Source organism: Kosakonia sp. YIM B13571 (genome assembly GCF_042788095.1).
In the GTDB taxonomy this organism is placed as follows: domain Bacteria; phylum Pseudomonadota; class Gammaproteobacteria; order Enterobacterales; family Enterobacteriaceae; genus Kosakonia; species Kosakonia quasisacchari.
In genome coordinates this window covers 181,131-194,035 of the sequence record NZ_JBHZPL010000001.1, presented here as the reverse complement: position 1 = coordinate 194,035, position 12,905 = coordinate 181,131, and the positions used below count along the sequence as shown (strand labels likewise).

Here is a 12,905-nt window from a genome sequence, read left to right as displayed (position 1 = left end):
ATAAGTGTCGGTACTGATATCGTTGAAGTTGAACGGGTTACCAACGCGATTAATAATGGTGGTATGTTTTTTTTACAACGCGTATTTACAAAAAAAGAGATACTCAAAATTAATGCCAATGAACCGGATTTTGAAAGGGCATCCGGATTTTGGGCTGCAAAAGAATCAATTGTCAAAGCGCTTGGTTGTGGTTTTCGAGATGGAGTGTGCTTTAAAAATATTGAGATAAATCATGATGAGTATGGTTGTCCATCTTTTTTATTTACTGGAATATTGAGCAAGGTAATTAAGGAAAGTGGTGTTGTTGACGTGTCACTTAGCATATCGCATTGTCGCACTCATGCCGTAGCAGTATCTGTTGTTAACTCAATTGTGTGTAATGGAAATGTATAAATATAATGATCTAAAAGGCAAAACAGTATTGATATCGGGAGCTAGTGGTGACATCGGTATTGCCATCTGCGAAAAATTTCTTGAACAAGGATGTGAAGTTTATGCATTGTATAACACCAATGCGGATCGTCTAGATGAGTTAAAAGAAAATAACGCAGCAGGACAAAGATTAAACATATTACAATGTGATATAGCTGATCCTGAAAAGGTAGCTATATTAATGAAGTATTTGAATACCAAAGTAACGAAGATCGATGTATTAGTGAATAATGCCGGTATTGTTAAAGATAGTCTCTTTGCATCAATGACTTTTGAGGACTTTAGTACTGTTATTGATACAAATATGCTGAGTACTTTCAGATTGACGAAGGAAGCACTAATGCTGCTGAGATGTTCTGAAAGCCCTGCCATTATCAATGTGGCTTCTATAGCAGCAGTAATCCCAAGTATAGGGCAGGTTAATTACAGTGCTTCAAAAGGTGCTCTGCTCGGTTTTACCAGAACACTAGCCGCAGAATTGGCCCCTCGGGGTGTGCGAGTGAATGCCGTTGCTCCTGGAATGATTGAATCGAGGATGGTAAAAAAAGTTTCTCGTACTGTAGTGCGCGAGGTTACTCATTCTATTCCTTTGAAGCGCCTGGGGCAGTGTCAGGAAGTAGCGAATACAATTGTGTATTTAAGTTCTTCTGCAGCCAGTTATATTGTTGGCCAAACCATCGTGATCGATGGTGGCCTGGTAATGCGGTGATTTATGTCCAGATATTCTATTCCTTCTAAAATTTTTCTTGAGATGGGCGGGTGGCGGCAGCCCTTACTAATGGTCGACAGAATAGATGATTATAAATATGGGGAAAATGGGTATGTGCAGATAGTAAAGCATGTTACTTATAATGAACCCTATTTACTTGGCCACTTTCCAGATGACCCTATCATGCCCGGCGTTCTCATTGCTGAGATATTTGGTCAGACAAGTGAGTATTTTTCATTTATTACTGATGTGTGCGATATCTATTTTGAAAAGTTTGGTATTGAATTGAAAAGCTTGCGAGATATTTATGCGAAGATCCATCAGCAAGAGTTATTAGATATTATTCGAACAAGGCGTTCACAAGTGCGTGGCGTATTAGCAGCACAAAATTTAAAGTTTAAAGATATTGCTTATCCAGGCGATACGATCGAAGTCACAAGTAAACTAGCGTTTTCAGATCCAACTGGTTTTAAGCACTATTCCGTGACGGCTAATGTTGGTAAGAAGTTAATTAGTCAAGGAACAATAATTAACTATCGTGAAGCAAAACACACTATTAATGGGACATAAGCAATGACAACTATGCATGATAATATCCAGGAGCGTAAAAATGTACTTTTCACAATTAAAACCGAGATCATCCAACGATTAAATATTCAAAGGGATGAAAAGCAAATTGATGATGATACACCATTATTTGGTAATGGCTTAAAGCTGGATTCAGTAGACGCGACAGAAATTATTGTTTTGCTTGATAAGGTCTTTGATATCCAGGTAAGTGAAGGAGATGATCCTTCTTACATGCGTAGCATTAATAATTTGGCATCGTTCGTTATTACAAAGAAACGTTCCTGACTTTTGAACAATTTACTGGAAAAGGTTTTATGAAGTCTCTTAACGATTTGCATTTAGAAAACAATGCCAGGATGGGCACTTATAATAATCGCACTGTTCCCGTAGCATATCACGATCTTGCGGTTGAATATAAAGCAGTCAGGGAAAATGCCTTGCTTGTCGATTATTCACATATGTCTATCGTTAGCGTGATGGGCGATGATGCCTGGGCTTTAGTAAATCATATGGCCTCTGCTGATATCTCAATCATTCGCGATGAGCAAGGTATCTATTCATTGGTATTAAATGAGGACGGTACTATCCGTGGGGACATTTATGTGCTCTGCACCTCTGACGGTTATTACCTCCTTTCAGAAAATATTCCGGCTCCGGAGATCATTGAACGTCTTTCTTCAATTTTAGAAAGCGATGAATCACTTGATATTGTTGAACTCCCGGAAATTAAATCTATGGCAGATAGTGGCTGGGGCGCTATTATGCTGGAAGGCCCTTACTCCTGGGAAGTTATGTCAGAAATATATGGCTATGACATCATTGGTTTGCCTTACTTTGAGTATATTAATGAGGCCGATGAATTGATCATCTTCCGCTGTGGGAAACATGGCGAATTTGCATATATGGCCATTGGTCAGGAATCTTCCCTGGTGAAATTATGGGAAAACATCCTTACGATTGGTGAGAAATATGAATTAAAAACGGGTGGCATCCAATACCAGGATATTGTTCGTCTTGAGAACACTGGCTGGGATGAAGGTATTTTTTCCGAATATAGCCAAAATCCAATTGAGCTGCAAATGCAGTGGGCAATTCAATACGATAAAGAAAATTTTATTGGTAAATCAGTGATAGAGCCACAGTCCCATTATCTGGGGGCACGTAAACTCGTTGGTATGCTCCCGACTGCAGAGTGCAGTGGTATTAAATCTGATGATAAAGTTTTGGTTGAGGGTAAAGAGGTTGGCATTATTGTTAAATCCGGTTTTTCGCCTGCTCTACAATCTTTTATCGCGCTGGCTTTGATTGATAATGACTTTGCTTTGGCGGATATATCAGGGTTTGAAATTTTAACGGTAGAAGAAACTATCCCGGCAAGAACACAAAGTGTGCCGTTTTTATATAACTTAAGTATGTTGGTTAATCCGGCTGAACATAGTTTTATTGATGCGTCAAAGTCAAAGCGAATTATGTAACTCTAATAATTAAAATGAAAGTAAAGTGACACGTATAAATATGTTGCTTTACTTCGGCTATTTATTATGGACTAAAAAGTTTTCTACTGCGGGGATAACGATGAAGACGAACCGAAAACGAGTTGTAATTACTGGTATGGGGATTTTGTCATCCCTGGCCGAAACTATTGAAGATTTCAAACAAGCGCTCTTTGATAAAAAAAATGGTGTCGGCAACAGTGAGCGGTTTACCGCGTGGTTTGAAAATGCTCGTGCAGCGGAAGTCCTTCACGAAATAGATTATTCAGGGATCCCCGAAGACATCATCCACTCATTGGATAATGCTGCCTTATGGGCATACAAAGTGGGCAAGGATGCCCTGACTCAGGCTGGACTTGTTACTAACAAAGCCTGCCTGGATGAGACAGGATTAATTGTTGGCGTTTCTTCTGCTGGAACAGAAGCGTTTCTGCCAATTTTCGAGCAGCGAATGGAGGATTTCTCACTTCGCAAGGCTATTTATTCGGGGGGATTTTCTTCTTGTTGTTCAAGTGCTTCGACGCTCTTAGGCCTCAAAGGCGGCGGGGAATTGGTGGCAACAGCCTGTACTGCCAGCCCTAACGCAATCGGTATGGCGTTTGACTATATCCAAAATGGTAAGAGTAAGACCATGCTGGCTGTCGGTACCGAACCGATCTACCTGCCAACATTTGCTGGGTTTTACGCATTGAACGTTATGCACCCCGACTCCTGCACCCCTTTTTCAGGTCAGTCTGGCATGTCTATCGGCGAAGGTGCCGGTGCGATCGTGCTGGAGGATTATGAACACGCTATCGCCCGCGGAGCCAAAATTTACGGTGAAATTCTTTCGTACGCAACCTCATGCGATGCCTACCACGAAACGGGCCCTGACCCACGAGCCAGCGGTGCTGTACAGGTCATGCTTAAAGCCATGGAGAATGCTGGCGTAAAACCGGAACAAATTGATTACGTTAACGCGCACGGCACGGGCACAGAGGCGAATGATCGCATTGAAACGCTGGCGATGAAGAAAGTGTTTCCAGATAGCCACCATTTACTTGTTAGCTCAACAAAATCTTATTTCGGTCACAACATCGGTGCCGCAGGCATTGTTGAACTCATCGCTTGCCTGGTGACGCTGCCTGAAAATAAAGTTTTACCGACACTCAATTTCTCAATTCCACGCCCAAATTGCGACCTGGACTATGTCCCTAATGAGTTTCGAGAAAAAGAAATTAATATCTTTATGAAAAATAACTATGCATTTGGTGGAAATAACTGCTGCATGGTGGTGAGTACAAAACCAGGGACGGTGCCGGTTAGTCAATATGACAGTAAGCGTGTGGCTATTACTGGCGTAGGAGCCGTAACGGCGATTGGTCACACTGTTAACGATATTTTGCACAACGTCTGGCAAAAAAATAACGAACCCGTATTGGGCGGCGTCACGTTTCCTGATGACACCCTCGCAGAGGCGCGGGAATTGTTAAGGGTGCTGGTAGCCACAAATCAACTCGAAGAAATTTTTGGCGATCAAGATGCTATAAGCACCGGAACGTTTCCGGAACAGGAGCCGGATTTTAAGACCTTCCAGGTAATGGGGCTGGAGCCGCGTAAACATCTGCGCCGTTTTGATGCCCGAAAGGCAACACGTGGTTGTACGTTTGCTCTTGTTGCGCTGTCTGAATCGTTGAATATGGCAAAACGTAAAATAAAGCGTGATGGCGAAGAGCTCGGCATGATCATGGGGATGTCTCGTGGCCCCCAGAAGACTACCTATAAATATTTGCAGAGCCTGAAACCCGATCCGCGGAAAGTTAGTACCTCAGAGTTCCCGGGCTCGTTGATGAATTCTATCGCCACGTTCTGCGGTATTTCTGAAGGTATTAAAGGTTATACCACCACACTTGCAACCGGCGAGAATGCGGCGCTCGGCGCATTAACCTATGGCTATGAAATTATCCGGCAAAACCTGCAACCCCACGTCATAGTGGGTGGTGCTGATGAATATTTCCCCTCGTTGTCTCTCTATATGGATGCGCTAACACAGAAAATCCATATGACTTCTGATGTCAACGATTATCAGATCTATGGTGAGCAGCCAAAGGGATTCATTCCCGGTGAAGGTGCTTGCATGTTACTGCTGGAAGACCCTGATGCTGCAGTAGCGCGTGGTGTCGAGGTGATGGCCGAAATTACGGGCTACGGTAAATCCAGCAGTAATAGTTATTTTGACGCATCGTTATTGAATGAAAAATCGTCAGCTATGTCCCTTGCTATTGAGCGTGCACTTAATGATGCCGGCGTAAATGCAACAGATATCGATTTGGTTTGCGGCAGTAGCAATGGCAGTAAAGAAAATTCGCAAATTGAAATCGACGCCATCTACGGTGTTTTCCACAAAGAGAATCCACGAGTTCCGGTTGTTAACTATAACGCTTATTTTGGGTTCGTAGCTTCGTCTGCTGGGTTGCTAAATCTTTTGGTGCTCATTGATTGTATTAAAAAGCAATCAGTGCCGGCTATTCCATATACTCAAGCGTTCTTCGATTCACGTATAAACTTCATACGGAGTCCACAAAATTTAACGCTTAAGCATGTGCTTCTGGTTGGGGCAACAGAAGGTGGAAACTATTATGCATTTGTAATTAAGGAATAGAACAGTGGATAATGCGGCTATCATTACAGGTTATAGTCTATATTTACCCTTTGCTGAAAATTACAGTCAGTTGATCAATAATCTTCGCGTTGGTAAGCGTGTTAATGAGAATTATTGGTTTGCATCTGATGAAGTAGCGCTGAAATGTGGGTTTACAGGGAATAAGCGCGTGGCAAAGCTGGAGCAAATAGATGATAGCCCATTAGCGTTATTGTATCGATTAATCGATGACGCACTGGCTCAGGCTAATCTCGGAAAAATTGCGCTTGCCGGTGAAAGGGTAAGGGTATATTTAACCGGGTTAGGGCCACGTGTTGATGGCATGGACTATAAATCCTTTTATGATCATAATGATGTTGAGGATCTTAAATGTTCGCCATCAATAAGTCGTCTTCATGTAAACAATATGTCGCAGGATGAACTTGCCTATAATATTGCGCACAAGTATGGGTTAAACCATCTTCCGCCTAATTTACATTGCACCAGTAATTCATCATTAACAGCGGTTCATCTTGGTTGCCAGGCGATTGATAATGATGGGGCAGATCTTGTTTGCGTAATTAATTGTTCTAAAATCAAAACGCAAGATATCTGGTTTCTCGAAAATCAATCTATGCTTGATAGCGAATCAGTACAACCATTTGGTCAAAATAGCAGATCAGTTTTATTTTCAGAGGGCTGTTGCGTCATATTACTTGAGAGTAAAGCACATCGGCTGGCCAGAGGAGTAAACGGTGGTATACAGCTCAAATCTGCGTATGTGCAAATTAGTGCGAGTCGCAGTAATGATTCAGCTTGGTTAAGCGCTAATATTATTAAAGTTATAAGTAAAGTATTGAACGACGCGAATGTCGGTCTCGGCGATTTATGTGCAATCATTCCTCATGGTAACGGTTCGTCAAACAGCGATAAGGCAGAGGCTAAAGCAATAGCAATGCTTTCAGGCAAGCAACCTGTTCCGGTTCTCGCTTATAAAGGACAACTGGGGTATACCACAACAGGCTCAGGGATAGTCGATTTGATTATTGGCGAGTACTCTCTTCGCCGACGCGAATTACTTCCTCCGGTAAGTAATGATGACATTATCGAAGAAATTTCGAGTCAGCTGTTGACGGATATCGGCGTTATTAAACATGAAAAGAAGCATTTACTGAAAACGGGGCTTGGCGTTGATGGATCAATTATCGGTATTGTCATGTCTGATACCAGCATTTGAGATTAGTAGATATGAAAAATGAGATATATCTGACGTCATTTTCACTTTTGGAACCAGACGAAAATTTTTATTTTTATGCTCCTCACTGGTTAAATGCCTGGGAGGCCCATCTGTATAATCAGGCTCTTAAATCTACCTCTGCAAGTGGTTGGGCATTTAAGCGATTTGGCACCGATAAAGAAATTTATGCGCGGGAAATGATACGTAAGCCACGTTATATTGATTATATTGAGTCCATGGAGCAAGCCGCTGATGTTGCATTGCAACAGATGACCCCAAGAGACCGCATGTTATTGTTAAAGTCGCGTGCTGCTTTCATTTACATCGACGCATGGGGAGAATCGTCTGTCTTTGAAAATATCACCAGCGCGCTGCATACTTCGACTATTGATACATTGCCAAAGAATATATTAAAGAAATTCTCAATTAAAAACGTGACGTGCAAGATTCGCGGGGAGAATTTTTCATTAATACAGGCGATGCGATTAGCGCAAGATTATCTACATTGGAAGGTTTTCGATTTTGTGGTTATATGTGGAGCGTACAGAGCAATTCCCGTATTGGTTTTTTCGGATGAAGATATTTCTGGTATCAAGGGTAGCGTTAGAGCAAAGCAAAAAAATGGCGTGCAACTCTCCGTCGAGCGGACAGGGTGTTTTATTTTCAGCTTACGCGAAAGTGCGCTAAGAGTGAGTTGCGGTAGTTATATCGCTCACGATAACGTGGATTACATTCAACGTGAAATGGCGAAGGATTTATCGGAAGGTGATCTGCTTACCTTTTCGGGTAGAAAAGAGAATATTACGCGGATAACACCGCGAACTTGCATAGATGTTATCGACCTGAAAGATATTTATGGGTCGAGCGGTTGTCTTACCCCTGCGCTGAGCTGGGAGTATCTACTAAACAAAACGGTTCCTTCAAAAAAGATGCGCACGATATTAGCTGATAAGTTCGGTGGGTATAGTTATTTTGATACCCTCTTTTCGTCGGGGGGGTGATTGATGGGTTATACAATAAAAGAACTTCCAGCAATCTTTATGCAAGATATTTATAAGAGTTTTGGTGCTAGCGAAAATAAGGTTGACGCGTTAAAAAAAATTAACCTTGAAATCAAGAAAGGCGAGTTTGTGGCGCTATGTGGGCCTTCCGGTAGTGGGAAAAGTACGTTGCTGAATATTCTTTCTGGCATCGATATCCCTTCCGCTGGAACTGTCATGTTTCTTAATCATGTTCTTAATGAAATGCCCGAAAAACAATTGGCATATGTGCGAAGTAAGTACTTAGGGTTTATTTTTCAGTTTTTTAACCTTATCCCAGTACTCAGCGTTTTTGATAATGTTTTTTATCCTCTTGTTTTGAATGCACATTTCAATAAGAAAGAAGCAAAAGAGCGCGCTTTATATTTCCTGGACAGCGTGGGGCTCGCTCATTTAATTGATCGCAAACCAGGTCAGTTATCGGGAGGACAGCAGCAGCGTGTTGCGATCGCCCGCGCGCTTGCGCATGAACCCAGTGTCGTCGTCGCCGACGAACCGACCGGGAATTTGGACTTAACGACGGGGGAGTCCATTTTAGATTTGTTGATGAAAATAAATCAGCAGATCGGCACCACATTTGTTATTTCCACGCATTCAACCCAGCTTAGAGACAGAGCCGGGCGGGTAATTGAAATTAAAGATGGAGTGTTAGTACATGGCGCAGATGCGTAAGTATTATTGGTCTCTCTGGGTAGGGTTGGCCTGTTATATGGTAGCGAATATTGCGTATGCGATGACAGCTCCGGAGGTCGATAAAGTGATACAGCGTGGCCTCCCTGAACAATCCGATGCGTTAGCGAAAACGACACAGGCACTTTTCCAGGAATTTGAAAAAACGAAGAACGTTACGTCGCTGATTTTTTATTCCTATGGAATGTTACGGCAGGCGAATCATTTTTCGGCCGTTAATGATTTTATCCATGCTTCGGAATATGCGAAAACGGGTTTTTTTTATCTTGATGAAACGGTAGATTCACATGAAGAAAACCCCCGTATTAGATATCTTCGCGTACGTATAGACGCTTATTTACCCGCTGTAATAGGGCGTTGTGTAGTTACACTCGATGATACCAATCGGTTATTAAAAGAAAAAAATGTATTCAATAATGATATTGTAAAGCATATTGAGTATATGCGTTATAGAGCCCTGGTAAACTGCAATCAACCTCAGCAGGCTGAATTGCTAATGGAAAAAATAAAGGCGCAAACTTCCATGGGTGCGAAGTATCAGAATACAGACTTCCATGCTGAACCAGGGTGGGATATGAATGAAGTTACACATGTTGTTATTCCATTACTCAAAAGCGAGTAAGTATCCATGCATATGCTTGTAATGAATGTAGCTGTTCTTGTGATAATGTGTTTTGTCTTTTATTGTGCTTTTTTTAAATTTAGGGATGCTAAGTTTTCTTTTTTAAATTTGTTCCGACATAAAAAAAGAACAATTTCAACAACGATTGCCATTATGCTAGGTGGTGTGTCTATTTTCCTATATGGCGGATTTATTGATTATTCTTTTTGGATTATGAAGGAGCAAACTATTCGAACAAATATAGGGCATGTTCAAATCTATAACCCAAAATATTTTGAGACATCAAATAAAAGTCGCAGTCTGATCGCGGATTATGCAAATCTGAAAAAAGAAATCCTCAGCGACCATGCATTATTTGATGATATTTCAACTATTTCAGGGCAACTTGAGTTTAGCGGTGTCGTATCACAATATGAAAATGAAACCTCCAGTTTTTTTTCAGGGTTAGGTGTAGAACCGTTGCCATCATTAAAGCTAGGTTCTTTCGATAAAATTATTTCTGGCAGTGATTTATCTCGAGTGAAAACAAACGAAGTTACCATCGGGGAAGGGCTTGCTGGAACGCTAAATGCTAATTATGGTGACTGGCTTGATATAATGACAGTCAATACCCATGGTGGGCAGGGCGCTCTTTCATTAAAATTACGCGGCATCTTCTCCTCAGGGATTAAAGATTATGATGATGTTGCGATGAAAATGCCCTTGGCGACAGCACAAAAATTAATGGGTACAGATGGTGTAAGCAAAGTCATAATTTTGCTTAAAAAAGACAATACAGATCTTTTTATCAAAAATTTACGACATTTTATTGATGAACATCATTTGCCATTGATAGTTAAAAGTTGGAAAGATACCTCAATTTTTTATCAACAGGTAGAGAGTTTACTATCAGGTATTTATTTCTTCATCAAGCTCATCGTGGCACTCATCGTTATCTTTATGATCAGTAATGCGTTGACTATGAATATTATAGAACGTACAAGAGAAATTACCACGCTACGGGCGATTGGTTTACGGCCATTACATGTTTCGAGGTTATTCCTGCTTGAAGGAATATTTATTGGTGCCCTCGGTGCGATAGGTAGTCTTGTCATCGGCTTTGTTCTTGCAGGTATTATTAATCTACACGGTATCGCCATGCCTCCCTCTCCCGGCCAAACGCAAGGTTATACCGCTTTCATTAAAATTAACAACGTCGAACTGATATGGCTAACGTTTGTGTTGCCTGTACTAACTTCCTCGTTAGCGTCAATACTACCTGCTTTGCGAGCATCCAGGTTAAATATATCAGATGCATTTAAATTTTCTTAAGGCTGAATATGATTGGCTCCGTTAGTCTTCGAATCATTATTGTGTCTGTTTTTTTAATCATGGTAAATGTCAGCGCGATAGCTGCAGTCGGAGCGCTTGATATTATTCGGCGTGCTGACGAAATTCGCTCACCCAATAAACCTTTTCGTTATACCGTTACAGTGCTTGAGTACAACGATGGTGTAGAAAAAGAAGAAAATAAGCAGATTCTTGATATATCAATGCGTTTTATGAAGCCTGAAAATGGAATGCCAGCTGATGCGCGTTCGTTAGCTCGTTTTATTTATCCACCCAGGGATAAAGGTAATGTCATGCTATCTGATTGGTATGATTTATGGTTTTATACGCCGACGCTTCGACGACCTATGCCTATATCGCGCGAGCAAAGGCTAGTTGGGCAAATTTCAAATGGTGACGTTATCGTTACCAACTTTGAATATTCTTATAGCGCAACACTGGTTGGAGATAAGCCCTGCGGGGAATCGTTCTGCTACGAACTCGTCTTGCTACGTAAATCGGATGCAGTGACATACCCTAAGATTATCTATTTGGTTGAAAGAGAAAGTTATCATCCCTATCAGGCATCTTATTATTCGATGGACGATAAGCTACTTAAAACAGTTCAGTATGAAAATTTTCAAATGGTGCTAGGGGAAATGCGACCAATGAAAATAGTTGTGCGAGATGCAAAACACAGTAAAGGCTATTCTGTTATGGAGTATAGTGATGTAAGGTTCGAGTCTTTACCCGAATCTAATTTTACCCGGGAATATATTCAGCGAGGTGTTAAGTGAGTTGCCGCATAAATCTGGTGACTTTATCGTTTATACTGTTACCTGTTAGTCTCAACGCAAATTGTCTTTCGGGTTCTGATATACAAAAAAACGCTGATGTTACGTTATCGTTGCAAGGCTCTTATATAAAAAAGAAACCATCAATATGGAACATTGAAGGCAAAAACGCCTATGTAGAAGATAGTGTTAATAATAGCGCAGGCGTAAAGTTTAGCAGCGGTTGTTCGATTATTGATGAACGTCTGAATTTAGATCTATCACTTTATGGGTTGACTTATTACCCATGGCGAACCTTGGGGGATTTTGAGAAGGATAACCATCGTTCGCGAATACTACTGAATCAGGTTAAACTTACGCTTATATTGTCTGACAACGTTCGCCTCGAAGGCGGTAAGCTTAGAGATAAACCGGGTATTTTCTTTCTTAAGTCGCCATCGGCTCTGCTAACCAATTACTATGCGGGGTTTAAAAATGACCGCCTTTATACTCCGGCAATGAAGCCAGTTTATGCCGAATCATTTTGGGGGGCGAGCATTATTCATGATACAAGGGATTACGGAGTGGTTTTCACTGTCGCACCTCGGTTAGCACGAATAAATAAGCACTATGAGTCGTCAGGAAACTGGTCTGCTGATCAACGTTCTAATTCCAGCGAACGTTATTTGTTAAGTTATACGGAATATCGTCTTAAAAAACATACGCCGTCAATTAATGTGATGTTAGGAGAATCTCGCTCTGTTGCTTTAGCTGACAGTATTAATTACACGCCACAATGGGTTATCAATGCTGAGATTGCCTTGCATTCAACCCAACGATGGCGGCATTTTTCACCGCAAAAGGCTGATGCTGTGCAGAGTTATTCTTTTCCTTCTTCGCTCTATACCACAGGAGATAAACAGGGCGTTGAGCTGGCGATAGGCGGACAGTACACCACTGATAACTTCAGTTTGTTTGGCTTAGAATACTATTTTCAAAGCGAAGGATATTCTGCACGCCAGTGGCGGCAACAAACAAATTTTATCGATTATCTCAATACCAAAAACCAGTATGCTGCATTAGATCAGGTGTTTGATGCGTATAAATATCTTATGGGTGCAGAAATAAGTAATGTTTCAAATAAAGGAAACTTGCTGGGTAAACACTATATTAATGCTTATGCTAGTTTGGCATTTAAAGGTGGTTCTAACTTACAGCCTTATATTATTACGAATGTGGTGGATTACAGCTCGCTAATCGGGATGCACTACTCGATACCTTTTGATTATTTCGATGGGAAAGTTGAAGGCTATGCTGGGATTTTTTCAGCGTTTGGCGCGCGGGATGCTGAATTTTCCCACTTTGGTAGAACTGTCGGTTTTTACCTAGGGGTTGAATATCATTTATAAGG

General features: G+C 41.3%; 13 protein-coding genes. All 13 read left to right on the top strand.

Going from position 1 to position 12,905, the window contains the following annotated elements; all coding sequences use genetic code 11:
- Positions 1-393: a holo-ACP synthase gene (gene acpS / locus ACFX4O_RS01000; protein WP_380207621.1), complete on the top strand. Its 393-nt coding sequence runs from the start codon at positions 1-3 to the stop codon at positions 391-393.
- Positions 386-1,141, top strand: a complete 756-nt coding sequence (locus ACFX4O_RS00995) for an SDR family oxidoreductase (RefSeq protein ID WP_380207620.1) — start codon at positions 386-388, stop codon at positions 1,139-1,141. The genes acpS and ACFX4O_RS00995 overlap by 8 nt, the downstream gene beginning before the upstream one ends.
- A 3-nt stretch (positions 1,142-1,144) precedes the next feature.
- Entirely contained in the window at positions 1,145-1,711 is a 567-nt protein-coding gene (locus ACFX4O_RS00990) for a beta-hydroxyacyl-ACP dehydratase (RefSeq protein WP_380206662.1), read from the top strand.
- Between the two features lie 3 nt (positions 1,712-1,714).
- Positions 1,715-1,996 carry an acyl carrier protein gene (locus ACFX4O_RS00985; protein ID WP_131411055.1) on the top strand — a complete coding sequence of 94 codons (282 nt, stop codon included), beginning with the start codon at positions 1,715-1,717 and terminating at the stop codon, positions 1,994-1,996.
- A gap of 29 nt (positions 1,997-2,025) precedes the next feature.
- Positions 2,026-3,186, top strand: a complete 1,161-nt coding sequence (locus ACFX4O_RS00980; RefSeq protein ID WP_380206660.1) for an aminomethyltransferase family protein — start codon at positions 2,026-2,028, stop codon at positions 3,184-3,186.
- Positions 3,187-3,286: 100 nt separating this feature from the next.
- Positions 3,287-5,845 carry a beta-ketoacyl synthase N-terminal-like domain-containing protein gene (locus ACFX4O_RS00975; protein ID WP_380206658.1) on the top strand — a complete coding sequence of 853 codons (2,559 nt, stop codon included), beginning with the start codon at positions 3,287-3,289 and terminating at the stop codon, positions 5,843-5,845.
- A 4-nt stretch (positions 5,846-5,849) separates the two neighbouring features.
- Positions 5,850-7,061, top strand: coding sequence for a beta-ketoacyl synthase N-terminal-like domain-containing protein (locus ACFX4O_RS00970; RefSeq protein ID WP_380206656.1), 1,212 nt, complete (start codon positions 5,850-5,852; stop codon positions 7,059-7,061).
- Between the two features lie 11 nt (positions 7,062-7,072).
- Positions 7,073-8,062, top strand: coding sequence for an ATP-binding protein (locus ACFX4O_RS00965; protein WP_131413215.1), 990 nt, complete (start codon positions 7,073-7,075; stop codon positions 8,060-8,062).
- 3 nt (positions 8,063-8,065) lie between these two features.
- Positions 8,066-8,773, top strand: a complete 708-nt coding sequence (locus ACFX4O_RS00960) for an ABC transporter ATP-binding protein (RefSeq protein WP_380206653.1) — start codon at positions 8,066-8,068, stop codon at positions 8,771-8,773.
- Positions 8,757-9,413, top strand: a complete 657-nt coding sequence (locus tag ACFX4O_RS00955) for a hypothetical protein (RefSeq protein WP_380206651.1) — start codon at positions 8,757-8,759, stop codon at positions 9,411-9,413. Before ACFX4O_RS00960 ends, ACFX4O_RS00955 begins: the two co-directional genes overlap by 17 nt.
- A 6-nt stretch (positions 9,414-9,419) precedes the next feature.
- Positions 9,420-10,724: an ABC transporter permease gene (locus ACFX4O_RS00950; protein WP_380206649.1), complete on the top strand. Its 1,305-nt coding sequence runs from the start codon at positions 9,420-9,422 to the stop codon at positions 10,722-10,724.
- A 59-nt stretch (positions 10,725-10,783) separates the two neighbouring features.
- The gene (locus ACFX4O_RS00945; RefSeq protein WP_380207619.1) at positions 10,784-11,518 is read left to right on the top strand and encodes an outer membrane lipoprotein-sorting protein; all 735 of its coding nucleotides are present in this window, start codon (positions 10,784-10,786) and stop codon (positions 11,516-11,518) included.
- 17 nt (positions 11,519-11,535) lie between these two features.
- Entirely contained in the window at positions 11,536-12,903 is a 1,368-nt protein-coding gene (locus ACFX4O_RS00940; protein WP_380206647.1) for a hypothetical protein, read from the top strand.
- Positions 12,904-12,905: the final 2 nt, after the last annotated feature.

Bases quoted from the DNA above. Each gene is read 5' to 3' on its own strand.
- ACFX4O_RS00995 (WP_380207620.1), top strand. From the start codon at position 386: ATGTATAAATATAATGATCTAAAAGGCAAAACAGTATTGATATCGGGA.
- ACFX4O_RS00990 (WP_380206662.1), top strand. From the start codon at position 1,145: ATGTCCAGATATTCTATTCCTTCTAAAATTTTTCTTGAGATGGGCGGG.
- ACFX4O_RS00985 (WP_131411055.1), top strand. From the start codon at position 1,715: ATGACAACTATGCATGATAATATCCAGGAGCGTAAAAATGTACTTTTC.
- ACFX4O_RS00980 (WP_380206660.1), top strand. From the start codon at position 2,026: ATGAAGTCTCTTAACGATTTGCATTTAGAAAACAATGCCAGGATGGGC.
- ACFX4O_RS00975 (WP_380206658.1), top strand. From the start codon at position 3,287: ATGAAGACGAACCGAAAACGAGTTGTAATTACTGGTATGGGGATTTTG.
- ACFX4O_RS00965 (WP_131413215.1), top strand. From the start codon at position 7,073: ATGAAAAATGAGATATATCTGACGTCATTTTCACTTTTGGAACCAGAC.
- ACFX4O_RS00960 (WP_380206653.1), top strand. From the start codon at position 8,066: ATGGGTTATACAATAAAAGAACTTCCAGCAATCTTTATGCAAGATATT.
- ACFX4O_RS00955 (WP_380206651.1), top strand. From the start codon at position 8,757: ATGGCGCAGATGCGTAAGTATTATTGGTCTCTCTGGGTAGGGTTGGCC.
- ACFX4O_RS00950 (WP_380206649.1), top strand. From the start codon at position 9,420: ATGCATATGCTTGTAATGAATGTAGCTGTTCTTGTGATAATGTGTTTT.
- ACFX4O_RS00945 (WP_380207619.1), top strand. From the start codon at position 10,784: ATGGTAAATGTCAGCGCGATAGCTGCAGTCGGAGCGCTTGATATTATT.